The 25,393-nt window shown below is 58.5% G+C and carries 24 protein-coding genes; 7 read left to right on the top strand and 17 right to left on the bottom strand.

Going from position 1 to position 25,393, the window contains the following annotated elements; translation table 11 throughout:
* Nucleotides 1-52: 52 nt before the first annotated feature.
* Nucleotides 53-952 (top strand): LysR family transcriptional regulator, encoded by a 900-nt coding sequence (locus F3I47_RS19805; RefSeq protein WP_009087386.1) that lies wholly within the window; start codon nucleotides 53-55, stop codon nucleotides 950-952.
* 18 nt (nucleotides 953-970) lie between these two features.
* On the opposite strand, the gene F3I47_RS19800 is transcribed toward F3I47_RS19805, so the two are convergent.
* From F3I47_RS19800 to pmbA, 11 genes are all read right to left on the bottom strand, one after another.
* Nucleotides 971-2,881: a transcription antiterminator gene (locus F3I47_RS19800; protein WP_150030233.1), complete on the bottom strand. Its 1,911-nt coding sequence runs from the start codon at nucleotides 2,879-2,881 to the stop codon at nucleotides 971-973.
* A gap of 122 nt (nucleotides 2,882-3,003) precedes the next feature.
* Nucleotides 3,004-3,744, bottom strand: coding sequence for a KDGP aldolase family protein (locus F3I47_RS19795; protein ID WP_009087391.1), 741 nt, complete (start codon nucleotides 3,742-3,744; stop codon nucleotides 3,004-3,006).
* Nucleotides 3,741-4,862, bottom strand: a complete 1,122-nt coding sequence (locus tag F3I47_RS19790) for a DgaE family pyridoxal phosphate-dependent ammonia lyase (RefSeq protein WP_150030234.1) — start codon at nucleotides 4,860-4,862, stop codon at nucleotides 3,741-3,743. Before F3I47_RS19790 ends, F3I47_RS19795 begins: the two co-directional genes overlap by 4 nt.
* Complete coding sequence (locus F3I47_RS19785) at nucleotides 4,846-5,976, bottom strand: amidohydrolase/deacetylase family metallohydrolase (protein WP_150030235.1); 1,131 nt, start codon at nucleotides 5,974-5,976, stop codon at nucleotides 4,846-4,848. Before F3I47_RS19785 ends, F3I47_RS19790 begins: the two co-directional genes overlap by 17 nt.
* A 43-nt stretch (nucleotides 5,977-6,019) precedes the next feature.
* Nucleotides 6,020-6,661 carry a DUF4310 family protein gene (locus F3I47_RS19780; protein WP_009087397.1) on the bottom strand — a complete coding sequence of 214 codons (642 nt, stop codon included), beginning with the start codon at nucleotides 6,659-6,661 and terminating at the stop codon, nucleotides 6,020-6,022.
* A gap of 11 nt (nucleotides 6,662-6,672) precedes the next feature.
* A complete protein-coding gene (locus F3I47_RS19775) occupies nucleotides 6,673-7,449 on the bottom strand; it encodes a DUF4311 domain-containing protein (protein WP_009087399.1) in 777 nt (258 codons plus the stop codon).
* Nucleotides 7,450-7,583: 134 nt separating this feature from the next.
* Entirely contained in the window at nucleotides 7,584-7,883 is a 300-nt protein-coding gene (locus F3I47_RS19770) for a DUF4312 family protein (RefSeq protein WP_009087401.1), read from the bottom strand.
* 2 nt (nucleotides 7,884-7,885) lie between these two features.
* Nucleotides 7,886-8,242 (bottom strand): SFCGS family glycine-rich protein, encoded by a 357-nt coding sequence (locus F3I47_RS19765; RefSeq protein WP_009087404.1) that lies wholly within the window; start codon nucleotides 8,240-8,242, stop codon nucleotides 7,886-7,888.
* A 13-nt stretch (nucleotides 8,243-8,255) separates the two neighbouring features.
* The gene (locus F3I47_RS19760; RefSeq protein WP_009087405.1) at nucleotides 8,256-8,591 is read right to left on the bottom strand and encodes a glycine dehydrogenase; all 336 of its coding nucleotides are present in this window, start codon (nucleotides 8,589-8,591) and stop codon (nucleotides 8,256-8,258) included.
* A gap of 294 nt (nucleotides 8,592-8,885) precedes the next feature.
* Nucleotides 8,886-9,272, bottom strand: coding sequence for a cytochrome b562 (gene cybC / locus F3I47_RS19755; protein ID WP_046102594.1), 387 nt, complete (start codon nucleotides 9,270-9,272; stop codon nucleotides 8,886-8,888).
* 63 nt (nucleotides 9,273-9,335) lie between these two features.
* Nucleotides 9,336-10,676 (bottom strand): metalloprotease PmbA, encoded by a 1,341-nt coding sequence (gene pmbA / locus F3I47_RS19750; RefSeq protein WP_150030236.1) that lies wholly within the window; start codon nucleotides 10,674-10,676, stop codon nucleotides 9,336-9,338.
* 115 nt (nucleotides 10,677-10,791) lie between these two features.
* Here pmbA and yjgA point away from each other — a divergent pair, with 115 nt between their 5' ends.
* Nucleotides 10,792-11,334 carry a ribosome biogenesis factor YjgA gene (gene yjgA / locus F3I47_RS19745; protein WP_009087413.1) on the top strand — a complete coding sequence of 181 codons (543 nt, stop codon included), beginning with the start codon at nucleotides 10,792-10,794 and terminating at the stop codon, nucleotides 11,332-11,334.
* Nucleotides 11,335-11,425: 91 nt separating this feature from the next.
* Here the strand turns inward: yjgA and mpl are convergent, their stop codons facing one another.
* Nucleotides 11,426-12,778 carry a UDP-N-acetylmuramate:L-alanyl-gamma-D-glutamyl-meso-diaminopimelate ligase gene (gene mpl, locus F3I47_RS19740; protein ID WP_009087414.1) on the bottom strand — a complete coding sequence of 451 codons (1,353 nt, stop codon included), beginning with the start codon at nucleotides 12,776-12,778 and terminating at the stop codon, nucleotides 11,426-11,428.
* 168 nt (nucleotides 12,779-12,946) lie between these two features.
* Between mpl and fbp the strand changes: the two genes are divergently transcribed.
* Nucleotides 12,947-13,954, top strand: coding sequence for a class 1 fructose-bisphosphatase (fbp, locus tag F3I47_RS19735; protein WP_009087416.1), 1,008 nt, complete (start codon nucleotides 12,947-12,949; stop codon nucleotides 13,952-13,954).
* A 45-nt stretch (nucleotides 13,955-13,999) separates the two neighbouring features.
* Here the strand turns inward: fbp and F3I47_RS19730 are convergent, their stop codons facing one another.
* A complete protein-coding gene (locus F3I47_RS19730; protein WP_009087420.1) occupies nucleotides 14,000-15,559 on the bottom strand; it encodes a methyl-accepting chemotaxis protein in 1,560 nt (519 codons plus the stop codon).
* Nucleotides 15,560-15,730: 171 nt separating this feature from the next.
* On the opposite strand from F3I47_RS19730, the gene F3I47_RS19725 reads away from it, so the two are divergent.
* The 3 genes from F3I47_RS19725 to ppa all read left to right on the top strand — a co-directional run bounded on the left by F3I47_RS19725 (nucleotide 15,731) and on the right by ppa (nucleotide 17,281).
* Entirely contained in the window at nucleotides 15,731-16,141 is a 411-nt protein-coding gene (locus tag F3I47_RS19725; RefSeq protein WP_150030237.1) for a lysozyme inhibitor LprI family protein, read from the top strand.
* 59 nt (nucleotides 16,142-16,200) lie between these two features.
* The gene (locus F3I47_RS19720; RefSeq protein WP_046102597.1) at nucleotides 16,201-16,650 is read left to right on the top strand and encodes a DUF441 domain-containing protein; all 450 of its coding nucleotides are present in this window, start codon (nucleotides 16,201-16,203) and stop codon (nucleotides 16,648-16,650) included.
* Nucleotides 16,651-16,750: 100 nt separating this feature from the next.
* Nucleotides 16,751-17,281, top strand: a complete 531-nt coding sequence (ppa, locus tag F3I47_RS19715; protein ID WP_009087427.1) for an inorganic diphosphatase — start codon at nucleotides 16,751-16,753, stop codon at nucleotides 17,279-17,281.
* 60 nt (nucleotides 17,282-17,341) lie between these two features.
* Here ppa and F3I47_RS19710 read toward each other — a convergent pair whose 3' ends face one another.
* From F3I47_RS19710 to F3I47_RS19700, 3 genes are read right to left on the bottom strand one after another with little or no spacing between them, the layout of a single operon-like run.
* On the bottom strand, nucleotides 17,342-17,695 hold the full coding sequence (locus F3I47_RS19710; RefSeq protein ID WP_009087429.1) for a gamma-glutamylcyclotransferase: 354 nt from the start codon (nucleotides 17,693-17,695) through the stop codon (nucleotides 17,342-17,344).
* Between the two features lie 2 nt (nucleotides 17,696-17,697).
* Nucleotides 17,698-21,465 carry a translocation/assembly module TamB domain-containing protein gene (locus F3I47_RS19705; protein WP_150030238.1) on the bottom strand — a complete coding sequence of 1,256 codons (3,768 nt, stop codon included), beginning with the start codon at nucleotides 21,463-21,465 and terminating at the stop codon, nucleotides 17,698-17,700.
* Entirely contained in the window at nucleotides 21,462-23,177 is a 1,716-nt protein-coding gene (locus F3I47_RS19700; RefSeq protein WP_181161960.1) for an autotransporter assembly complex family protein, read from the bottom strand. The genes F3I47_RS19705 and F3I47_RS19700 overlap by 4 nt, the downstream gene beginning before the upstream one ends.
* A 516-nt stretch (nucleotides 23,178-23,693) precedes the next feature.
* On the opposite strand from F3I47_RS19700, the gene F3I47_RS19695 reads away from it, so the two are divergent.
* Nucleotides 23,694-25,022 (top strand): hemolysin family protein, encoded by a 1,329-nt coding sequence (locus F3I47_RS19695; protein WP_009087434.1) that lies wholly within the window; start codon nucleotides 23,694-23,696, stop codon nucleotides 25,020-25,022.
* 50 nt (nucleotides 25,023-25,072) lie between these two features.
* Here the strand turns inward: F3I47_RS19695 and F3I47_RS19690 are convergent, their stop codons facing one another.
* On the bottom strand, nucleotides 25,073-25,279 hold the full coding sequence (locus F3I47_RS19690) for a DUF1107 domain-containing protein (protein ID WP_003855513.1): 207 nt from the start codon (nucleotides 25,277-25,279) through the stop codon (nucleotides 25,073-25,075).
* Nucleotides 25,280-25,393: the final 114 nt, after the last annotated feature.

Below are 25,393 nucleotides of genomic sequence, written 5' to 3'. Positions count from 1 at the left end.
GTTAGCCAGTTAATCTGCCGGGCATGTTCAAATTTCCTGACAGAGAAACGGGATGGCTAAAGAGCGTGCGTTAACCCTTGAATCGTTACGCGTAATGGATGCGATTGATCGACGTGGTAGTTTTGCGGCGGCGGCCGATGAGCTGGGCCGCGTGCCCTCTGCACTCAGCTATACCATGCAGAAGCTGGAAGAGGAGCTGGATGTGGTGCTGTTTGACCGCTCCGGCCACCGCACCAAATTTACCAACGTGGGACGCATGCTGCTGGAGCGTGGCCGGGTGCTGCTGGAAGCGGCCGACAAACTCACCACCGATGCCGAAGCGCTGGCGCGTGGCTGGGAAACCCATCTGACCATCGTGACCGAAGCGCTGGTGCCCATCGACGCCCTCTTTCCGCTGGTGACGCGCCTGGCCGACAAAGCCAATACCCAGTTTTCGCTGGTCACCGAAGTGCTGGCGGGGGCATGGGAGCGGCTGGAACAGGGACGGGCCGATATCGTCATCGCCCCCGATATGCACTTCCGCGCCTCAACCGAGATCAACACCCGCAAGCTCTACACCATGATGAGCGTCTATGTCGCCAGTGCCGACCATCCGATCCATAACGAGCCGGAACCGCAGTCTGAAGTGACGCGGGTGAAATACCGCGGCATTGCGGTGGCGGATACCGCGCGTGAGCGCCCGGTGCTGACCGTGCAGCTGCTGGATAAGCAGCAGCGCCTGACCGTCAGCAGCATGGACGACAAGCGCCGTGCGCTGCTGGCGGGTCTGGGCGTGGGAACCATGCCCTATCCGCTGGTGGAGCAGGATATTGCGGAAGGCCGCCTGCGGGTCGTGAGTCCGGAATATACCCGCGAGGTCGACATTATTATGGCGTGGCGGCGGGACAGCATGGGCGAGGCCAAAGCCTGGTGCCTGCGTGAGATCCCGCGCCTGCTGGCGAAGAAAAACTGACGGCGGCAGAGCCTCGCGTTAAGAGCGGCTCAGGCAATCCATCGCCACCGCTCTGAAACTGCTGAAGTCAGTGCTCTCCCGCAGGCGGATCATCGCCCTTTCCCGCAGAAACGTGACAAACAGATCGTAGATCGCCATCGCCTCTTCATATTCGCTTTTGCTGATCGCCAGCAGGAAAATCACATAGGCGGTGTCGTCGCCCCAGGCGATGCCCTGCGGGGCCAGCACGGTGTAGACCACGGTTTTCTTCGCCAGCAGACCCAGCGAGTGCGGCAGCGCAATGCCTTCGCCGAGCATGGTGCTGACAATCGCTTCGCGCTCCTCCACCGATGGATAGAAAGCAGCGTCCACGAACCCCTCCGCCTCCAGCTGATCGCACAACTGCCGGAACAGTTCAGACTGGGTCATTGGCCTGTCGACGATATGAAAGTGCTGAGCATCAAAATATTTCGTCAGCATATAGGGACGGGTACGATCCACCAGCACCAGCTTGCCGATCTGCTCCAGCTGAAACCCGGTGGGAAACGGTGACATCACCACCACCGGTTTCTCTTTTTCGCTGAGCCGGATGGTCGAGATCACAAAGTCCTCATCGATGCGGCTGCGCGCCTCATATTCACGCTGAGAGAGGCGTGCCGTTACCTTCAGCTGCGGGTATTTGCGCAGCAGCATCGCCTCAATCATCCGCAGCGTCGAGTTACCGCTGTCGCAGACCAGCAGCACCTGGGGATGACGCTGATAGCCCACGTCATAGTGGCGCTCCAGCCCGACACCGATGTGCAGCACCAGAAAGCCAATCTCATTCTCGCTGATGACGTAAGGGGTATATTTCCCCCAGCTGGTCACCGCCGCTAAGGTGACATCATAGGCCATGGGGTAGTGCTGCTTGATGTTGCTGAGCAGCGGGTTAGGAATATGGATCTGGTAGCGCACCCGGGTGATCATGGTCTTGATATGGGTAAGCAGATCGGCACGCAGTTGCTGATCGTTCTGCAGATTAAAGTTGTAGTAGGTGTTGATGAAGCTGAGCAGGTAATCCACCAGCGCATCGGCGTCATCCGCATTGATGGCGCTGGGGGCGATAGCCTGAATACGCCGTGCCGCAATGTTGACCCGCAGCCAGTTCTCTTCAGCCGGTGAGATCGGTTTACTGACCAGCGGGCGCATCAGCGTAATCAGCTGGTGCGCCGCTTCGCGCACGTCATCCCCAATCTCCTCGGCGCCCGGATCGTTAAGCGGATAGCCTTCGCTGATACGGCGCACCGCCACCGCACAGTAGATCCGCAGATAACGTTCTCCCTCATCGCTGAGGCGGATATTGTGTTCAGCAAAGCAGCGTTGCAGCAGCGGCTGGAGGGTTTCCAGCATACCGCTGTTGAGCGCTTCAATGGTCAGCAGCGGACTCTCCGGCTGTGACTGATCGATTTGCCACAGCAGATCGGTCAGGCAGGTTCGGATCGCCACTTCGCTACCGAACAGCTTCATGCCGTAGTGAGGCTTGCTTTCAATCGTCAGGTGATAGCGTCCCAGCCACTCGCGCACTTCCGCCATATCGTTCTGCAGAGTGGCGCGGCTGACAAACCACTCCTCGGCCAGCTCTTCAAGTTTCAGCGAGTAGGCCGCGGTGAGAAACCGGGTCAGCAGATAACGAATGCGGTCGGGCGACGTGCGCGGTATCCGCAGCGGTGAGGCGCTGTGTTGCTGCAGATGCTGAAAGCGCTGAGCATCCTCAATCTTCAGCTGATAGCCCTCGCCGCGGCTCAGGACGAACTGCGCACCATGTTCAGCCAGCAGCGCATTCAGCGCCGTGATGTCGGTGCGAACGGTGCGGGTCGAGACGGCAAAACGCCGCGCCAGTTCATCCTGAGGCAGCGTTTCGTTTTGCAGGGCATCAAACAGTTGCGCAAGGCGCTGATTGGGAAATCTCACGACAGTTACCTGTTTACAGAGAAAATCAGGGAAACGGAAACTCAGCCTACGGGGATCGTGACGCAACGTCCATGTTGCGTGCGCGGCCTGCCACCCGATCGGCCTGCCGCGCGGCGCGATCCTCAGGGCAGCAGCGTTTTACAGATCGCCAGCAACCGCTGCACATCCTCGATCCGGGTTTCACCACTCGCTTTGTCGATGATCGAACTGTAGACGTGCGGGATCACTTTGCTGACGCCCGCTTCCAGCGCAATGCGTACGATCTCGCCAACGTTCTCCAGATCGATGCCGCCGGTGGGCTCCAGCCAGAAATCCATTTTTGCGCAGGCGTCTGCCACGGCGCGATACTCATCCACCGCCTGTAAACCGCCCATCGGAAAATATTTCACCGAGCTGCCGCCCATATCCTGCAGCATGGCAATCGCGGTTTCGATCGGAACGATCCCGTCAGGCTGTGTTGCGCTACGCGGGCCGGTCGAGATTTTTACCTTACCCGGCGTGCCGGTGGGTGAGATCAGACCGTTGACGACGGTCTGCGACTGGCCCAGCAGCGCCCGGCTGGTGGCCACGCCGGTGAAGACCTGATTGACATGCTGGGGTTGCAGCACCTCCGCCAGCTCACTCACCATCTGTGACTGGCGGGGATCGCCCGCGCCCAGACCAATTGAGAGTGCGTTGTCGATCAGCGCAGCGTACTCGCTCATGTCGGCGATAGCAGCGTCATTGCTGGCGTAGTTTTTTGACAGCACGCCGACAAGCACATGCCCTTCGGCCGCCTGCCAGATGGCGCGCGCATTCTCTTTTGATCCCGCCAGTACGTTAAGGCAGAGACGATCCTGATAGAAGTTGGGGGTCAGCGTCATGCGGTTTTCTCTCCGGTTAACAGCGTCTGAATACGGGTGAAAATGGTGTGCAGTTGATCGGCGCTGACGCTGCGTACGTCCGCCTCAATGATCCCTTCATTGGCTTTGTAGCCACGGAAATAGATCGCGACGTCGCCCTTTTTCAGCGCCTGCACCAGATCGCCGGTGCGCTGCCCGATCGCCGCTTCGTCAAATTTGATCTCTGCACGGGCGATGTCACGTCCGGCGGCATCCCACACCACGCGGGCCGTGACGCCATTCAGATGGTTCAGCTGTTCGATGAACGGTGTCATTTTTTCCACCATCTGCGCGCCGCTGATTTTTGGCTGAGTCAGATAGTTTTCAATCGCGTGGGTCAGGCCGAGAATGCCCTCTTTGCCGACTTTCATTGCACGGCCAATCCCGTTGGTCTGGCGTTTGACCCACTCAACGTAGTGGTGGCGGCCAATTACCAGGCCGCTGGTCGGGCCTTCCAGCGCTTTTGCACCGCTGTAGATCACCAGGTCGGCGCCCGCCTCGTAGTAGCACTGCAGATCCTCTTCCGCGGCCGCATCGACAATCAGCGGGACGCCGTGCTGGCGCGCAACGGCGGCAGCCTGCGCCACATCAAGGTGGCTCTTCTGCACACAGTGATGCGATTTCACATAGAGGATCGCCGCGGTCTGTGGGGTGATCGCCGCCGCCAGCTGCGCGGGCGAGCACTCATTGCTGTAACCCGCCTCCACCAGCTGGCCGCCTCCCAGCGCCACCATGCTGCCGACCGGTGCGCCGTAGTTCACGTTATGCCCTTTCGGCACCACAATCTGATGCGGGACGCTGAGCGGCGCGGCATGCAGGTTATCCAGCAGCCAGTCGTCATCTTTTACGATGACCGCCGCCACGCTCTGGGCGATGCCTGCCGAGGCACAGGAGACCACCACCGCGTTCTCCACCTTCAGCAGACCGGCGATGTAAGCCCCGGTTTTATCGACCAGGTCTTTCATTTCGAAGTAGTGATCGAGGCCATATTTCACCGTGTCGATCACGTCGCTCGACGGCGTGGAGACGCCGAGAATCGTCATACGGCCAGAGGCGTTAATCACCGGCTTCAGGCCATACTTTTCATAAACCGAGGTCATGTGCTGCTCCTTCTTCTGTCGCGATCCACTGACCCGCGACGACTGCCGCCAGCGGGACCAGATGCTTCTCACCGGTTACCGTTTCACCTTCTGAATCGATGAAGGGCCGGTTTTCCTCTTTGACGCTAAAAATGGTCAGGTCGGCGTCATAGCCGACTTTCAGCTGCCCCTTGCGCGGCAGCCGCAGCCCTGCCGCCGCGTTGACCGTCACGCAGTCAATCACCTGCGGCAGCGTCATGCCGATGCTGAAGAATTTCGACATGACATGGGCCAGGCTGTGAACCGGGCCAGCCAGACGGTTGCGGCAGTAAATGTCAGAGCTGATGGTATCGGGCAGAATGCCCTGCGCTATCGCCACCCGGGCGACCTCAAAACTGAAACTGGCACCGCCGTGGCCGACATCAAGCTTCACGCCGCGCGCGATAGCCTGTTTAACGGCGGCCTTGAGTTCGCCCTGCGGCGTCAGAATGCGGTTGGGTTTGCCGTTAAAGCAGTGGGTGATGATGTCGCCCGTGGTGAGCAGATCCGCAATCTGGTCAAGATTGGGCGGATTATTGCCAATGTGGACCATCAGCGGCAGCCCGCCGCTCTGCTGCTGAATCACCTTCGCGCGGATCAGCGGCTGGATACCGTTTTCACCCACCACGCTGCTGCTGATGCGCGCCTTCAGGCCCACGATAAAATCGGGCAGCCGGGCCACCGCCTGCTGCACCGCCTCGCCATCGATCTGCCTCATGTCGGCCAGTTCGTTCTGGGTGACGATACCGGTGCGGGCGATGTTGATCAGGGCATACACCTGGGTCTGCGCCGCGCGGGTCAGCTGGTAAAAGTCATCAATATGATCGGCACCGGTGCTGCCCGCATCGACCACCGTCGTCACGCCGTGGGCCACGCCTATCGCATCGGCTTCATCATGGTAGATGGGGGATTTGGGATAGCAGTGAACGTGGGAGTCGATCCAGCCTGCGCTGAGGTAGTAGCGACCCGCCAGATCGCGTTCCTGGTGTGCGCTGCCCTGCACCCGGCCAACGGCGGCGATGCGGCCATCCTGCACCGCGATGTCGACCACCTGCTCATCGCTGAGTCGTGCCGCGCGGATAATCAAGTCGTACATGGTTTCTCCTTAACGGCAGCCCGCTACCGGGCTGCCGGTGAGATCAGAGCGCGATCGGGAAAATCGCACCGAGGATCATGGCGCCGAGGATGGCGCCACCGGTGATCGGCTTGTTCCAGAGATAGAACAGCAGCGCCCCCAGCAGTGAACCCAGACCAATCGGAATCGACGCCGTCATGGCTGACAGGATAATCAGCGGGCCAAGGAAACGTCCGGAGGCATTACCCGCGCCCATCATGACGTCTGCGCCGTAGGTGGAGTCGCTCTGATTGATGGTGAATTTACGCGCCAGGATAATGACGTAGCCAATCGCCACCCCAATCACCAGACCCGTCGCCAGCGAGGCGGCAAAGTTCGCCACCGGGAAGACGATACCTGCGCCCAGCAGCAGGGCCGGAACGCCCAGGCCGACACCGGTCTGAATCGCGCCGCCGATATCCAGAATCCCCACCAGCGACCCTTCGATAATGCGGGCGAACAGGAAGCTGGCACCAAAGGCGGCGACCGCGCCGTAGACGCCGGTCTCCATGCCAGAGCGCAGCATCGACACAAACGCCACTTCGTTGAACGCGCCGATGCCATAGAGGTAGTACATGTGGGTTCCGGCAAACACGCCGGCGGAGAGCAGGCCAACAAAGATCGGGAAAGACCAGTCGGCGTACCAGAAGCCTTTATTTTCGTTCATTGCATCGCCTCCTATTTGCCGCTGACGGAGTTATGGATCATGTCGAGCCAGCCGGGAATGCCAAGCTGGAAGGACTGCAGCAGTTTCATATCGAAACCGCGGAAGAAGCCGCTCAGCACAAACAGCAGGACGATGGCGGTCATCATCACTTTGGTGACCCGGTTCCAGCCGCTCTCTTCGACCCCTTTGCCGATCAGAATACCCAGCACCAGGCCCGGCACGGCGTTGCCCATGATCAGCTGTGCCAGACCGCCAAAAATGGTGGCCCAGAAGCCTGACTTTTTGCCCGCGTCGATGGCCGCCAGCCAGAAGATGACCGGCATGACGGTGTTAACCAGCAGGTTAGCCGCCGGCACCAGCACTTTAACGGCCGTGACCTGAAGCGCCGCCGGAACGGCCGAGGCGGTGGAGTTGAGGAAGGCGACCACGACCATGCCGATAATGCCGCAGGCGATGGCCATTTTTTTCGGATTGTGCAGCGTTTCCGCCACGTTGCGGTTTTTGACCATCAGTGCCGCCGCACCCCAGTTTGGAATGATGCGGTGATCCACATCCTGGGTGAATGAACCGGCTGCAACAGAGGATGCCCAGGCGTTGAAAAAGAAGCCGAGACCAAAGGAGAAGTGGGAAGCGGGATCGCCTTCGCATGAGTTCAGCTCGCCCAGCGTACGAAAGGCGCCCATCCCCTGGGTGGTTGGCGCATGAAACATGCGTGCGGCACCCGCGCCGACGCCGACGCCCACCAGCCCGCCAATGATCAACGACTTAAACAAAATGATTAAAAACATGTTGTTGTACCTTGTTGTCGTTTTTTTAATCCCGTCAGACTTCAGCCGCCGCCGCCTCACTCCGGCCTGCCCGACGCGCGTGCGAGACAGCAGAGGAGCGGGCTACAGACAGGCTGACGTTAACAGGCGCTGTTTTATGATGCCGCCGTAAACGTCACCTGTTCGGTGTCGAAAACGGTGACGCTGACGGTGATCTCCAGCGTGACGCTGTAGTTCCGCCGCTGGCGCGCCAGAAAGAAGAAGAGAAACTTCTCGGTTCTGACGCTCTCCTGCGCGCGCAGCACCCGGACATCCTGAGGTTCAATGCGCAGCAGAATTTTTTGTGTCGCGCGCAGAACCTGGTTCTGCACACGACTCAGGGCATCGGCGAAGGCTTTCGCTTTGGTGTCGCCTTTGCCCTCGACCGTCACCTGGGTAACGTAGTGTTCTTTCATAATCAGCTGCCGTGCTTCTTGTTCCAGGCCTGCACCAGCCGCTCACCCAGCTCTTCTTTGTCCATAAAGCCGAAGCCCAGTACAGTAGCCCCTTCGTTGATGGCGGTTACCCCTTCATCGATAGAGCGCATGCCATGCTTCGCTTTGTAGCCATATTTGTTCTGCGCGGTGATGGCGCCTGCGCCGCCGCTGCCGCAGAACGAGATGCCGAAGTCGGCGTTTTCTGCCTTCATGACGTCACCCAGTTTCATGTCCGCCGCCACACCCGGCACCACCACCGCACGGCCACCCGCTTTTTCGATACCTGCGGCCACTTTCTGCCCTTTCCCTAAACGATCGCCAATCACGACTGTCACCATGTTCTTTTCCTCTTCAGTTGTTGGATCGTGCGACTTCAATGTGAACCGACAGCAGCCAGGCCTCTTCACGCGGCAGATTGCCAAACAGATCCACCACCTGCTGCGCCAGCGCGACGGTTTCCGGCGGAATATCCTCAAACAGCTCCGCTTCCACTTCCGGCAGCGGCTCGCCACTCAGAGAGCGTGATGCCATGGCCCGGACGTGGGATTCCAGCATCTGCTGCTGAACCGCGTTGGGCTGGATACCATGCTGCTGATAGATCGCCGCAATTTGCGTCATGACACGTTCTGCCAGTTGCTGCACTTTCTCCGGTGGCGCTTCATACACCGGGATGCCGTTATTGCTCACCTTGTTACTCCTGTTGAACCGGATAATTCGCGTTGAAAATAAATTAACCGTCCCGGCTCCCGCTGTGGAGAGGCAACATTTCCAGCAGCAAGCGGAAATTGAGGTGAAGGCTGTGCGTCAGATCGCAGAGTGCACACTTCGTGCGAAAAATGACTCTTTGTGCGCAAAATAATGAATTTAACCGTGCCGGATCTTGATGTTGTGCAACATCGCGGCAGGTCCGATACGTTTTAAGGCGCGGTGATAAGCAGAAGTGATGGAAAAAACCGCCGGTCGGGCTGACCGGCGGTCTGATTAGCGGAATTTCTTATGGTTGGTATTGCGGATCTCATCAAACTTCGCGGCTTCGCGCTTTGCGCCCTCCACGTTGTTCGCTTTCGCCAGCGTGCTGACCACGTCGATCTGCGCAATCAGAGAGTCGAGACCGGCGTGATAATCTTTGATCTGCGCGCTGTCAGCAGGCTGACCTTCCAGCTTGTCGGGCGTGGACTGCTTCGCATCCTGCGCTGCCGCACGCATCCGGGTTAATGCCTGCTGCATCTCCCGGGCATCGTCCGTTTTTTTGACGATTTTCAGGTTCGCATTCAGCGTGTCCATATCCTGCTCCAGATCCGCCGCACAGAGGCTGACGCTGGAGAACATCAGAGAAGCCGACAACATTGCAATTAGCTGCTTACGCATCATTACTTCCTTTTTATTGTGACGAAAAAAAAGCAGCCAACAGGCTGCTTCAGGAATGCGTCGTTATTGTCCCGCTATCTTCATTTCAGGCAGTAAGACTGAACCGCACTGAATATTGCTGCGGGTTTCGATATCGTCGCCGATGGTCACCATATTGCGCCACATCTCTTTGAGATTACCGGCGATAGTGATTTCACTGACCGGATACTGAATCACGCCATTTTCGACCCAGAAACCGGCCGCACCGCGCGAGTAGTCACCGGTGATGGCGCTGACACCCTGTCCCATCAGTTCGGTGACCACCAGACCCGTGCCCATCTGCTTCAGCAGATCGTCAAAGCTGTGGCCCTGACCGGCAATGCGCCAGTTGTGAATGCCACCCGCGTGACCGGTGCTGGTCAGGCCCAGTTTACGGGCGGAGTAGCTGGTTAACAGCCAGGTCTGCAGGACGCCCGCCTGGATAATGTCGCGCGCCTGGGTGCGCACCCCTTCGCTGTCGAATGGCGTCGAGGCGAGCCCTTTCAGCAGGTGCGGCTGCTCACTGATGGTGAGCCACTCCGGCAGGATCTGCTGACCCATCGCGTCCAGCAGGAAGGTTGATTTCCGGTAAACGCTGCTGCCGCTGATCGCCCCGACCAGATGACCAAACAGGCCGGTCGCCACTTCAGAGGCGAAAATCACCGGCGCTTTCATGGTCGGAAGTTTGCGTGGGGCAAGACGGGAGAGCGTGCGACGCGCGCACTCTGCGCCGACCCACTCCGGGCTTTTCAGATCCTCAAACGCGCGGCCGATGGTGTAGGCGTAGTCGCGCTCCATGTTGCCATCCAGCTCGGCGATCACGCAGCTGGAGAGCGAGTGACGGCTTGAGCAGTAGCTCTGCAGCATGCCATGGCTGTTACCGAACACCTTAATGCCGACATGACTATTAAAGCTGCCGCCTTCGGTGTTGGTGATACGCTTGTCTGCGCGCAGTGAAGCCTCTTCGGCCTGCGCGGCCAGTTCAATGGCGCGGTCGGCATCAATCTCCCACGGGTGGTAGAGATCCAGATCTGGCGCATCATAGGCCAGCAGCGCCGCATCCGCCGGGCCGGCAAAGGGATCGGGCGAGGTGTAGCGCGCAATATCGATCGCCGCCTGCACGGTACGTTTGATCGCGTCCGGGCTGAGGTCGGTCGATGAGGCGCTGCCTTTACGGTTCTGATGATAGACGGTGATGCCCAGCGCACCGTCGCTGTTGAATTCGACGTTTTCCACTTCGCCATAGCGGGTGCTGACCCCGATGCCGGTGGTTTTACTGACCGCTACTTCCGCGCTGTCAGTGCTTGCTTTAGCCAGTTCAAGTGCCTGCGCAATCGCCTGCTCCAGTACTTTTCGCTGTTCTGCAACCTGAGTAGATACGTTCATCGACCTGCCGTCTAATCTTATGTGTGAATGATTTGAGTCTATCAGAGTCAGAGAACAATTTCGCAGTCACCCGATAAACTGGTAGGATTAGCCTCTTTTTTTTGGGAGCCCGGAAATGACCAGACAGCCCGATGAGTGGCTCGACGATGTGCCAGATAATGACGAACAGGAAGATGAAGAGATTATCTGGGTCAGTAAGAGTGAAATTAAACGCGATGCCGAAGAGTTAAAACGCCTGGGCGCCGAACTGGTAGAACTGGGTAAAAACTCGCTGGATAAGATCCCGCTGGATGAGCGCCTGCGCACCGAGATCGAACTGGCGCAGCGTATTAAGAAAGAGGGCCGTCGCCGTCAGCTGCAGCTGATCGGTAAACTGCTGCGCAGTATTGATGTCGAGCCGATCCGCGTTGCGCTGGACAAGCTCAAGAACCGCCACAACCAGCAGGTTGCGCTGTTCCATAAACTGGAAATGCTGCGCGATCGTCTGATTGAACAGGGCGATGAGGCGATCAGCGACGTGATTGCGCTCTATCCTGACGCCGACCGTCAGCAGCTGCGCAGTATGATCCGCAACGCGCAGAAAGAGAAAGCGGGCAACAAGCCGCCGAAGTCAGCCCGTCAGATTTTCCAGTACCTGCGCGAACTGGCCGAAGCCTGATAGCCCGGATAGCCGGTCTGTTGTGGCCGGTAGCAGGAAGCACGTCAGAACGTCACCGGAAAATGAGCGCCCGTTACGGGCGCCCGTCATCTCAGGCCAGTCTGTCCAGCAGCTTCTGGTGAATGCCGCCAAACCCGCCGTTGCTCATCACCAGAATCGAGTCGCCTGGCTGTGCGGCTTTCGCCACCATCTCGACCAGCGTATCGATATCTGCGCTCCAGTGCGCAGGCGGAATGCACGCTTCGGCGACGTCAGAAACCTGCCACGGAATGTGGTGCGGCTGGAACAAAAAGACCTCATCCGCCCGCGCCAGTGACGGCGCCAGATCGTTTTTGCTGACGCCCATCTTCATGGTATTCGAGCGCGGCTCCAGAACGGCCAGAATGCGCGCTCTGCCGCCAACCTTGCTGCGCAGGGCCGCCAGCGTTGCCAGAATCGCGGTCGGATGGTGCGCAAAGTCATCATACACTTTGATGCTGTTCACTTCGCCACGCAGCTCCAGCCGGCGACGCGCATTGATAAAGCTGTTCAGCGCCTGGCCTGCATCTTCCGGTTTCACACCTACATGACGCGCGGCGGCGATCGCCATCAACCCGTTATGCATATTGTGTTCGCCGACCAGCGCCCAGTTCACCTCGCCGACCTTCTCGCCGTCGAGCCAGATTTCCCAGTGCGAGGCATCGGGCGTCAGCTTCTTCGCCTGCCAGCGCCCGTGGTCGCCCACGCTCTCCTGCTCGCTCCAGCAGCCCATCGCCATCACCTGCCTGATGTTGGCGTCATGCTCCGGCAGCAGGATTTTGCCCTGGCCCGGCACGATCCGGACCAGATGGTGGAACTGCTTCTGGATCGCCCGCAGGTCGTCAAAGATATCGGCGTGATCGAACTCAAGGTTGTTGAGGATCAGGGTACGCGGGCAGTAATGGACAAACTTGGAACGCTTGTCGAAAAAGGCGCAGTCATACTCATCCGCCTCAATGACGAAGAATGGACTTTTTCCTAATTTTGCCGAGACATCGAAGTTTCCTGGCACCCCACCAATAATGAAGCCGGGTTCCAGGCCGCAGGCCTCGAGAATCCACGCTGCCATGCCGGCTGTGGTGGTTTTCCCGTGGGTTCCCGCCACCGCCAGCACCCAGCGGTCGCGTAACACGAAATCGTGCAGCCACTGCGGGCCGGAGAGGTAAGGAATGTTGCGTTCCAGCACCGCTTCCACACAGGGATTACCGCGCGTCATCGCATTACCGATAATCACCAGGTCAGGGGCCGGGTCGAGCTGGCTCGCATCGTAACCTTCTGTTAATTCAATGCCTTGCTGTTCGAGCAATGTGCTCATTGGCGGGTAAACGTTGGCGTCTGAACCGGTCACCTGATGACCAAGTGAACGGGCCAGCACGGCCAGACCGCCCATAAAAGTGCCACAAATCCCGAGGATGTGAATGCGCATAACGTGATCCATTACTCTAAAGTTCGGCGCACAGTGTAACCCTGCTCGCAGACGGAAGAAACGGATTAGGACTATGGTTTTTGAAGTTCAATCGGCTAAACTGCGTACGCATCCGTTGGCAGACTGTTACGCGTGCTGCCACTCCATCGCAGATTCAGGGAATGTGTTATGAAAACGTTGGGCGAATTTATCGTCGAGAAGCAGCACGACTTTCCGCACGCCACAGGGGAACTGACGGCGCTGATCTCAGCTATCAAGCTGGGTGCCAAAATTATCCACCGCGACATCAATAAAGCCGGTCTGGTGGATATCCTCGGTGCCAGTGGTGTGGAAAATGTTCAGGGTGAACAGCAGATGAAGCTCGATCTGTTTGCCAACGAAAAACTGAAGGCCGCACTGAAAGCGCGTGGCATTGTCGCCGGTATCGCGTCTGAGGAAGAAGACGAGTTCGTCATCTTCGAAGGTGAGGAGAACGGCAAGTATGTGGTGTTAATGGACCCGCTGGATGGGTCGTCTAACATCGACGTTAACGTCTCTGTCGGCACCATTTTCTCTATCTATCATCGCGTCAGCGAACCGGGCACCCCGGTGGTTGAAGCGGATTTCATGCAGCCCGGCAACAAACAGGTCGCGGCCGGTTACGTGGTTTACGGCTCCTCCACCATGATGGTTTACACCACCGGTGCAGGCGTGCATGCCTTTACCTACGATCCGTCGCTGGGTGTCTTCTGCCTCAGCCATGAACGTATGACCTACCCGGAGACCGGTTACACCTACTCCATCAACGAAGGTAACTACATTCGTTTCCCGCAGGGCGTGAAGAAATATCTGAAGTTCTGTCAGGAAGAGGATCTGCCAACGCACCGTCCTTACACCTCACGTTACATCGGATCGCTGGTCGCGGATTTCCATCGTAATCTGCTGAAAGGCGGCATCTACCTCTATCCCAGCACCGCCAGCCATCCTCAGGGCAAGCTGCGTCTGCTCTATGAGTGCAACCCGATGGCGTTCCTGGCGGAGCAGGCAGGCGGTAAAGCCAGCGACGGTCAGAGACGTATTCTGGACATTCCACCGGTCACGCTGCATCAGCGCTGCCCGTTCTACTGCGGCAACGAGGCGATGGTCAACGACGTTGAGCGTTTCCTGGCTGAGTTCCCGGATTGCCGTCAGGGCTAATCCGGCAGAGATAAAAAAGGGCGCGATCATCGCGCCCTTTTTTTATCACGCTGGCTGCAGTCTGAACTGCGCCATGGTTGCCTGAAGCTGATCGGACTGCGCTTCCAGCGACTCGGTCGCGGCCTTCGCCTGCTCCACCAGCGCCGCATTCTGCTGCGCCGCCACGTCCATCTGCGTGACCGCCAGATTCACCTGCTCGATGCCACGACTCTGCTCGTCAGACGCCATGGAGATCTCCTTCATCAGTGAGGTCACGCGCATCACCTCACCGGAAATCTCATCCATGGTTTCCCCGGCACGCGTCGCCATCTCACTGCCCTCTTTGACCCGCGACTGTGAATCGCTGATCAGCGTGCGGATCTCTTTGGCTGCATTAGCACTGCGCTGCGCCAGCGTACGCACTTCATTCGCCACCACCGCAAAGCCACGGCCCTGCTCGCCCGCACGTGCCGCTTCAACGGCAGCGTTGAGCGCCAGGATGTTGGTCTGGAACGCGATGCCGTCGATCACGCTGAGAATATCGCCGATGCGATTGGCGCTGTCGGTAATCTCATGCATTTTTTCCATCACATAGCAGACTACCTCTGCGCCGCGGTCGGCGGTATCGGAGACCGCATTCGCCAGCTGATGGGCCTGCTGGGCGTTGCTGGCGTTAAGCCGCACCGTTGCCGTCAGCTGCTCCATGCTGGCCGCCGTCTGCTCAAGCGAAGCGGCAGACTCTTCCGTACGCTGTGACAGGTTGACGTTGCCGGCGGCCAGTTCACGGCTGCCGAGGTCGATCTGCATACTCGCCTCACGCACCTGACTGACGGAGTGACGCAGCGACTGCTGCATCCCGGTCAGCGCATGGTTAAGGCGTCCCAGCTCGTTGTTGCTGGACGGCGGCAGCACCTGAGAGAGATCGCCCGCTGCGATCTGCTCAAGATGCACAATCGCGCTATCCAGCGGCTGCAGCAGCATCCGGCGCAGCAGTTGCCAGGCGAGCACCAGCAGCAGCAGGGTTAAGGCCACCGCCACGGCGATCAGGATTTTCATTTTGGTTTCGTTATGGGCCGCCTGCACCAGCTGCGCCGCCGTGACCTGATCGGCGAACTGGCTGAAGTCCGTGACCGCCTTGTTGTAGCTGGCCGCCAGCGTCGCCAGGTTGCCTTCCAGCAGCTGGTAATACTCGTCGGTGTATTGCTTGTCCAGGGCGCTCATCATCGGCTTGATGCCCTGGTCGAGATAGGCCTTGTAGCTGGCTGAAATCGCATCCGCCAGCATTTTACCGTGTGCCGTCACCGTTCCGGCATCGATAAAGCGCTTGAGCTGTTGCTGGGAGGAGTCGACATCCGCCTGCGACAGTCGGGTGACGGCGGCGCCCTCTTCCAGCATGCCGATTTCAATTTTTCGTACCGCCAGCGCCGCGTTCGCGCGGGCCCGCATTAAATCTGCATTGCTCTGATAAAGACTGTTCAGCTCGATCCCCTGAATGCGGTTGATAACATCCAGCGAGCGGTTCCCTTTGTTAATTGCCACAATACCCATAAAACTCACCGCCAACAGCAGCAGTGTCATAAATGCCAGCAGTGCCAGCAACCCCGTGCGAAGTGATAACTGTTTCATCTTGATCGTTTCCGTTTATGAGAATAGGCGAAATGTCCAGCGGCCCTAAAACGGAACAGATATCGGCAGTAACGGACCGAAACTTTAACCCTGATTGAGTGTTAACAGCTTGATCATCACGGAAACATCAATCAAGCTAATCGCCGCTTACCCCCGACCCGGAGAAACACGATGAAAGCAGGCCTGTTTCTGACGCTGCTGCTGACCAGCACGGTGACGATAGCGGGGGATCTGCCGTCAGATGCCTCGCTCGACCGCTGCCTGAATAACGCCCGGACCACGCTGGACATGAACCAGTGTTACGCTGCCGCCACTCAGGCCTGGGATCAGGCGATGAATAAGGAGTACGGCAGGCTGATGAAAACCCTCACCGGCGAACCCCGGGATAAACTGCGTGCTGCTCAGCGCGCCTGGCTGAGCTATCGGGACAGCTGGCTTGAGGCGGGCTACAGCCAGCTCAGTTCACAGGGCTCTCTGGGCAGTGTGGCGCTGAGCGCCCAGCGTCTGAGCCTGGTGCGCAATCAGGCGCAGATGCTGCAGGCGATGGCAAGGGGCAGTTGCGCTAACCCCGACGACTGCTGATCTGACCCGATTTTGCGCTGGCTGAGGCTGGCGCGTTCAATGACCTTCAGGGAGAAACCATGGCCGCTTACGCTTCAACGCTTATTCTGATTGGCCTCGCCGTGCTGAGCTATTTCGTGCACAACAACGCGGTCACCCTGTCGATTCTGGTGCTGCTGGCAATCAAAGTAACCCCGCTGGCACAGTTCTTTCCCTACGTGGAAAAACAGGGCATTACCTTAGGCATCATTATCCTGACGGTGGCCGTGATGGCCCCGCTGGCCAGCGGCTCTCTGCCGGCCGCTGCGCTGATCAAATCCTTTGCCAGCTGGAAGTCGATTGTGGCTATCCTGGTGGGCATTTTTGTGGCCTGGCTCGGCGGTCGTGGCGTCAGTTTTATGAGCGTTCAGCCGTCGGTTATCGGGGGCCTGCTGATTGGTACGGTGATTGGCGTGGCGTTCTTCCGTGGCGTGCCGGTAGGGCCACTGATAGCCGCAGGAATCGTTTCGCTGTTTGTGTCGGCGAAGTAGCCTTAGGGCGCATTCCGAAACGCCAAAAAGAGGGCATACTTTCAGAGTCAGTTGGCTATAATAGCCGACACTCAACATACGACTACTGAAGGAATACCCGATGAGTTTGAACCAGGTGCCAGCAGGTAAAGACCTGCCAGAAGATATCTACGTTGTCATTGAGATCCCAGCGAATGCTGATCCGATCAAATATGAAGTTGATAAAGAGTCTGGTGCCCTGTTTGTAGACCGTTTCATGTCTACCGCGATGTTCTATCCGTGCAACTACGGCTATATCAACCACACCCTCTCTCTGGATGGTGACCCGGTTGACGTACTGGTTCCGACCCCGTACCCACTGGTACCGGGCTCCGTGATCCGCTGCCGTCCGGTTGGCGTACTGAAAATGACCGACGAGTCTGGCGAAGATGCCAAACTGGTTGCCGTGCCGCACACCAAACTCTCTAAAGAGTACGATCACATCAAAGATGTGAACGACCTGCCAGAGCTGCTGCGTGCGCAGATCACCCACTTCTTTGAGCACTACAAAGATCTGGAAAAAGGCAAATGGGTGAAAGTGGATGGCTGGGACAACGCCGAAGCCGCGAAAGCCGAAATCATCTCCTCTTTCGAGCGCGCACAGAAGAAATAAGCCTGCTGCCCGTTTGTGAGTCGAAAAAAAAAACACCGTCCATCAGGACGGTGTTTTTGTTCAGGCCTCTGGCTCCGCATCGCGCTTCAGCCAGTCGCCGCTCGTAATGCGCTGGCGTCCTGCCACTGAGCGTTGATAGACATAAAGCCATGCACTGCCAAACGGCGTCTGAGTCAGAAAACGTTTGTACTCTCCCCCTTTGGTGCGAAGCGCATCCAGCTCCGCAAGGGTTGAGGCATCAATGCGGTACACTTCACACTGTACCGCGCCGTTGCCCTCAATAACGCCGGGATAATGGCCCAGACTGTAAAGCTCAAAGCCTTCAATCTGGTGATCACCCAGCCACTGCGCATTCGTCATCCAGTGACTGTTTCCCTGTTTGCGCCGTAAACTGCCGTAGACAATTATTCGCATTGCTAAAACTCAAACTGATAGAGCAAATCGAGAGCCTGATCCACACCGGACACGGCTTCCAGATAGAGTTTGGGCATCAGGCGGTAACGCAAGGTTAACGTCGCCAGTGAATCAAATATGCCAACACCGTATTTTACCTGCAGACCCGGCAGTACATAGCCGCTGACCTGCACCTGCTGGCTGTCGCCAACACCCGCAGTATCAAGAGCCAGATTACTGACACCGAAAGTCTCCCCGATTTTACCCACAACCTGCCCACTTTGTGCAACCCCTAAGCCCACAAGCGCAGAAGTGAGGGCATTACTGTCGCCATCTTTGCCGAGTCCCTGACCGCGCAGCAGGTAAGAAAGCGCCTCCTGCTGCGACATCGCCGGGTCGGAGAAGACTTCCGCTTTCGGCTCATCCGCCAGGCCGGTGACGCGCAGACCCGCGGTGACGCCATCTTCGGTGGCATCCGGGTTACGAATCGCCTCCAGGTTGATGTAGGGCTGATCCGGCGGGCCGGCGAACTGCAGTTCACCTTTACGCACGATCAGATCCTGACCGTAAGCGTGGAAGCGGCCGGACGGGATGTTGATCTGACCGTTCAAGCCGAGGCCCGACCGATCCTGCACCAGCTTCAGGTCGCCATTCAGTCGCGCTTTCAGACCAAAGGCGGAGAGGCGCACATCGTTGCCGACATGGATCACCAGATTACTGTTGATCGGAATCGCCGCGGTCTGTGGCGCAATCGGCTTCAGCTGTTTATCCAGCATCACCTCATCCGACGAAACGCCCGTGGCGCTCTCCGGTACTTCCTGCACCGTGATGCGCGCCCACGGAATATCGACCCGTCCATCGAGGTTAAAGGCGGCAGGCGTCGCTTCAAAGACCAGATCCGGCGAGACATCCATGCGCACCATCGGCGGCACCGTGACGCGAACCCGGCTGCCCTGCGCGGCGACGCGGGCGCGCCAGTTGTCGAGCTGGCTCCAGTCCGCATTACCGCTGAGGTTGATGTTGCCCTGGCTGGTCTGCACCAGCCCGTTCAGGGTGGAGCTCATGCCATTGAACACCAGGTTGAGGCTGGCGGCCGTGAGGTCAACCGGCATAAAGTTGCCATCCACATCCACCCCGGTCAGGCCAAGCTGGCCATAGACCTGCGGCTGCTGCACGCTGCCGCCAAGACGCAGGCTGCTGTTGAGGCTGCCTTTGATCTTCTCGCCCTGCATCAGCGCCGGGTTGAGCATCGCCAGTGAGACGTTGCGGATGTTGACGTTACCGCCCAGCGTGCGGCGGCTTTGCGGATCGTCGATCTGCACGTTGCCATCCAGCTGCCCGTTACCGGCAATGCGGATCAGCCAGTCGAGCTGCGCGCGACCGTTTCGCAGTGCGGCATTGAGGTTCAGCGTATCAAAGGCGATCGGCAGGTTATTGCCCTGCACATCCTGCACCACCTTGACGCCGTTGCCCTTCAGCGCGACCGTTCCGGTCGGCAGCGCCCCGTCAGCCGTCCAGTTGACGCGCACGTCGCCGCTGAACAGGCCGCTGAGCTGGGTGGCATCCGGCATAAAGGGTTTCACCATCGCCAGGTCAAAGCGGTTCAGCACCACATGGGCATGCCCCTCCGGGCCCGCTTCAACCGGTTCCGGTACGCAGAGGCGGGCATTGGGGTTCTGCCAGCAGTGCGGTCCGATGGTCGCCGTCTGACGGCTGTTGAGATAGTCGATGGCCATCGCACGGGTCAGTCGCCATTCGCCCACCGGCGTATCGAAGTGGGTGTCGTTCAGTGACCCTCGCCAGCGCTGCGTCTGGCGATCAAAGCTGCCGTTGAGCGCCAGCTGGCCGGAGACCGGTTTGCCCTGCACGTTGAGTTTCAGCTGATGCTGCTGCTCATTGCCGTCAGCATTCAGGGTCAGCAGGCTGATGTTCAGCGCATCCTGCTGCAGCTGTTCGACGCGCAGCTGCAGTTTGCCCGCCACCTGTTCGTCAGAGCGCACGTCGCCCTTGAGCGTAACGCGATTAATCCGCATCTGCTGCCAGCGCAGGCCCCGGCCATTGAGATCGGCCAGCAGCTGCGGTGCCTTCAGGGTGCCGCGCGCTTTGATGGCCCCGTTGACGACGCCGCCCAGACCGGGAAGCTCATTGTCGAGTTGCGGCGCATTGATGCTGGCATCCAGATCCAGACGGTCGCCCAGCGACCCTTTGACATCCAGCTGGTTGCGTCCCAGTGCCAGCTTAATGCCCGGCACCGTCCACTGGTTGTAGCTGTTGCCGGTCAGGGAGCCATCTGCGGTGACGGCGTTCTGTTTCACATTCCCTTTCAGCTGCAGCTGCGGCACGCTCAGCTGCCAGCTGCCGCCATAGAGACTGCCGCGGGTGGTGATTTTGCCATCCAGTCGCGCCGGCCAGTCGGGATACTGTTTAGCCGTATTGATCCCCGCCAGCGTCAGTTCGCTGCGCCAGCTGATCGCCTTGCTCCAGTCCACCAGCGCGGTAAGGTCGATGTTGCCCTGCAGCGCAGCCACGCGCAGGCGATCGAGACTGAACTGCTCAACGTTGCCTTTACCGGTCAGTGAGACGGTCGCCGGTGGCACCGACTCCCCCTTCACGGCGGTCTGCAGTGACATCACATAGTCGGTGGCTTTGCCTTTGAACTGATAGTCCAGATTATCGGCCTGATAGGCGACCGGGCCTGTCAGCGGCCAGCGCAGTTTCGGGCTGGTCAGCTGCAGCGACAGCGGCAGCCCCGCCACCGCCAGCTGGGTCGCGGCGCTGAGCTGTGCATCCACCGGGCCGGAGAGGTTCAGCGCCAGCTTCAGCTCGTCGCGCATCGCGCCGTTAAGTTTCAGCGCAATCTTTTCGCCTTTGACCGGATCGGTGTTGACCGTGCCATTCAGGGCAAAATCGACCGGCCAGTTATCGGCCAGCGTCGCCTGCCCGCTGCCTCTGAGATTGCCGAGGTCAGAGTCAACCTCCAGCGTGGTCAGCTGCATCTGCCGGTCGGCAGTTTTCGCTTTCATCAGCAGGCGGCTGACCGAAATATCGGTGTCGCCGGTGATGCGCAGCTGTTCTCCCAGGATCTGCTGAATGTCGATATCCAGCGGCAGACGGAAATCGGGCAGCGCAGGCAGCAGCGGTTGTGCAAACATCGCCTGCAGCGTTTCACCCAAGGGTTTCTCAGCCGGATGCGGCTGCTGAACTTTCGGCTCCACCACCTGTTCGTTCACGACTTTGGCTGCTTTCGGCAGCGCAATCAGCAGGCTTTGAATATGGGTAGGATTGAGCGTCAGCGCACGATCCTGCCACTGCAGACCGGTGGTAAAGTCGAGCAGCGAAATCGCGGTGTCATCCACTTTGACATTGATATTGTGCAGGCCAAGATGGCGCAGCGTAATCGGATAGGGCGTGCTGAGGTTGGTCGAGCCGCTCTCCTCTTCCGGCGCTGGCGCGGCAGGCGTCATCTTTTTACTGTCGACCACCACGCTGATATCACGCAGGGAGATATCATTCACGCAGACCGACGAATGCAGCAGGCAGTTAAGGTTCACCGCCAGATGGATCTGTCCGGCATCCACACTGACGCCAGGCATTTCGTAACGCAGACCGCTCAGGGTCAGGTTACGCCAGCCGCCCTCGACCTGTTTGATTGACAGGCCCGGTACCCAGCGCGACGCGCCATTCAGCACCAGATGCAGCCCCGGCGTGGTGCCGATTAAAAATGCCACCCCACCCAGCAGCAGCACCAGAAAGATCAGGATGCCGATGAGGACCTTTTTCCACAGCTTCATAGTTCTGGCCCCAGTCCTATATAAAATTGCAGTCCATGTGCATCGTCATCTCCGATAGGTCTGGCGATGTCTAATTTGATGGGACCCACCGGTGACGACCAGCGCACGCCGACGCCCGCACCGGTTTTCACGTTACTCTGTTTGATGTCGTTGACCGCTTCACCGGAGTCGACAAATACCGCTCCCCACCATTTGCCGCTGACGTTGTACTGATACTCCAGCGAGCCGGTGGCCAGTTTTGACGCACCGGTGAGTTTGCCATCCTCATCACGCGGTGAGATGTTCTTATATTTGTAGCCACGAATACTGCGGTCACCACCGGCAAAGAAGCGCAGATCCGGCGGGACTTTTTCAAAGTCGTTGGTTTCGATCCAGCCAAGATTGCCGCGCGCCACAAAGCGGTGGCTGTCGCCGAGGGTACGGATCCAGACGTTCTGCGCCTGCAGAATCAGGAAGTCAACGTCTGAACCCCAGGTGGTATCGGAGACGTCCGCTGAGTAGCGCTGAGAATCGCCCCAGGTTGGCATCAGGCCGCCACGCGAGCGGGTGCGGTTTACGCTGACGCCGGGATAGAGCAGCATGGTGGTATTGGTCACGCTGCCCTGAGTAAAGTGATCCAGGCTCCAGCGCAGGTTGACCGCTTTCTGCCAGCCGCTGCTGCTGTCCCAGTTGCGCGACATCGCCAGCGTCGTGGTGTCGGCTTTGGTGTCATTGAGGTCGGTGCGCTTCAGGCCGCCGGAGAAGGTGTAGTACTGCTCCAGCGGGCTTTTCAGCAGGGGCACTTTGTAGCTGAGATCGACCTGCTGTTCCGGCGCGGAAATGTAGGCGCTGGCCGCCAGGCTGTGGCCTCTGTCGTTAACCCACGGCTTTTTCCAGGTGCCTTTCAGGCGCGGGCCGACGTCGGTGGAGTAGCCGACCCCGGTTTCGATGGTGTTTTCGGTGCGCGGCGACATCACGGCATTCAGCGGCAGCACTTTTGTTTTCCGGCCTTTGCTGAACTCCGGTGCAACGACCACGGAGTTAAACCAGCCGGTGGCGGAGAGGCGACGGTTCAGTTCAGCCAGATCGCGCGAGCTGTAGTAGTCGCCCTTTTCAAAGGGCACCAGGTTCTGCAGGTACGCTTCACGAATCTGCGAGCCCTGAAACGTCACGTCGCCAAAACGGTAACGCTCGCCGCTGTCGTAGTCGATATCCCAGAACGCTTCATGCCGCTCGACCGACACCCCCAGCTGGCTTTTTTTAAAGGTGCCATCGAAATAGCCGTTGCGCAGCGCGAGATTCGAGAAGCCGCTTTTAAAGCGATCGTACTGCCCGTGGTTAAGCTGCGTGCCGACTTTGGGACGCCCCTGGGCTATCCACTCTTTGTAGTCGGCATCATTGCGGGCATCCCCTTCCAGCACGATGGTGCTGCCGCCGATTTTAACCGGCGGACCCGGTTTCACGTGCGCGATCAGCACCGGCCGTCCCCCCTGCGCGGGGGCAGGACGGGATTCAAAGTCGATCTCAGGTTCGTAGTAACCCAGCGCGCGCAGGCCTTCTTTTATCGCGACAGAGACGCGTGCACGAAAGCGACCATCATTTGAGACTTCATCGCTGCCGATGGTGGAGAGGCGTGCTCTGACATTTCGCTGCAGATCCCCGGTTAAGCCGTCTACCTGTAATCGCACAGTCGCCGCCTCAAGGGCAGGCGCAGCAAGCAGCAGGCCAGCCATGCAATAAATATGAAATCGTGGCACCTGTACTCCTGTTAATCATGCCGGCCCCTTTTCCGCGGGGCGCTTATTAATCATCTTTGCCCGCACTACCGCAACGGCAACACCCCTATCATAGCCGCACTTTATGCCAAATGGCGGCGTAGCAGTAACATCTAAGTCAAATATCCGGGCTATTGTCGGTAAATGAGAAGATCGATACAACTCCTGCGGCGGGGAATGACCCTGCCTGATGGAGTCACTCAGAGAAATCTGAGCGGGCTACTGACCGCCCTGACCGTGAATGCCGCCCGAACCGGCGGTTTGCCCTCTGGCGGGCTGATAAGCGCTCCTGCTATAATCTGCAGCCACAGGCATCCCGCCTGTTTTCATTTCTGCCCCGGCAGCGTTCAGCCTGTCGAACTGGCGCAGACATTTTTGGCACGGATAGCCCTGTTTAACGAGTAATCGCCCCGTTCGCGCTTGCTCACGCTGCCCAGGCCAAAAATGACAAGTGGATAACCCTTTGGATCACTTATGTTAGATAGCTTACTTGTCATTCTTTTACTGATTGTCGTCAGTGCTTTTTTCTCTCTGTCGGAGATCTCGCTGGCAGCCGCCCGCAAGATCAAACTGAAACTGCTCGCCGATGAAGGCAACGTTAACGCGCAGCGCGTCCTGAAAATGCAGGAAACGCCGGGTATGTTTTTTACCGTCGTCCAGATTGGCCTTAACGCCGTCGCCATCCTCGGCGGTATCGTCGGTGACGCTGCCTTTTCACCGGTCTTCAGCGGCCTCTTCAGCCGCTTCGTCCCGCCGGAACTGGCTGAGCAGCTCAGCTTTATCTGCTCCTTCACCATCGTGACCAGCCTGTTTATCCTGTTCGCCGACTTGACCCCAAAGCGGGTTGGAATGGTCGCCCCCGAAACCATCGCGCTGCGCATCATCAACCCGATGCGTTTCTGCCTGCTGGTGATGCGTCCGCTGGTCTGGCTGTTTAACGGTCTGGCTAACGTCTTCTTCCGCCTCTTCAAGCTGCCAATGGTGCGTAAAGATGACATCACCTCCGATGATATCTACGCGGTGGTGGAAGCCGGTGCGCTGGCGGGCGTGCTGCGTAAGCAGGAGCATGAGCTGATTGAAAACGTGTTTGAGCTGGAGTCACGAACCGTTCCCTCTTCCATGACCTCGCGTGAGAACATCGTCTGGTTTGATCTGCATGAAGATGAGGCCAGCCTTAAGAGCAAAATCGCCGAACATCCGCACTCCAAGTTTTTAGTCTGCAGCGGGGATATCGACCATATCGTCGGCTATGTCGACTCCAAAGAGCTGCTGCTGCGCGTGCTGGGCAACCAGAGTATGGCGCTGAACAGCGGCCTGCAGATTCGTTCTGCGCTGATTGTGCCGGATACGCTGACCCTCTCCGAAGCGCTGGAAAGTTTCAAAACCGCCGGTGAAGATTTTGCGGTAATCATGAACGAATATGCGCTGGTGGTGGGCATCATTACCCTGAACGACGTGATGACCACGCTGATGGGAGATCTGGTCGGTCAGGGCATGGAAGAGCAGATCGTCGCGCGTGATGAGAACTCGTGGCTGGTCGAAGGCGGCACGCCGATTGATGACGTGATGCGCGTGCTGGACATCGACGATTTCCCGCAGTCAGGCAACTACGAAACCATCGGCGGCTTTATGATGTATATGCTGCGCAAGATCCCGAAGCGAACCGACTTTGTGAAGTTTGCCGGCTACAAGTTCGAGGTGGTGGATATTGACAGCTACCGCATCGATCAGCTGCTGGTCACCCGCATCGATGAACGACCGCCGGTGCTGAGCATGACAAAAAGCGAAGACGAGCAGGGATAGCGAAGGGTCTGGCTTACAAAACACTCAGGGCGCCATCGGCGCCCTTTTGATTAGTTGAACTCAAGCTTGAGACGAACGACCTGGCGGTTAATTTCTGACATCACGCTCAGGTGCTGTTTGTCTTTGACGCGCGGGATTAACACCTTCCCTTTATCGAACTCGAACGCGCCAACGTCCTTGATATACAACCTTCCTTTGAACAGCGTTTTGACATATTTCGCTATTTGCAGCGGATTATAGCGCTGGAAGATTTTCATACTGACTGACTCCTGTACATTTTTAAAGCACGCTTCGCCGTTTCCAAAGTAGGTACCAGCCCATGAAGCGCGAATTCGCGATAACTATAGAACACCGAACACTACTGGTGTTCC

The sequence above is a fragment of the Pantoea sp. M_10 genome (assembly GCF_008631515.1).
Taxonomy (GTDB): Bacteria; Pseudomonadota; Gammaproteobacteria; order Enterobacterales; family Enterobacteriaceae; genus Pantoea; species Pantoea anthophila.
This window is presented reverse-complemented; position numbering and strand designations above follow the sequence as displayed.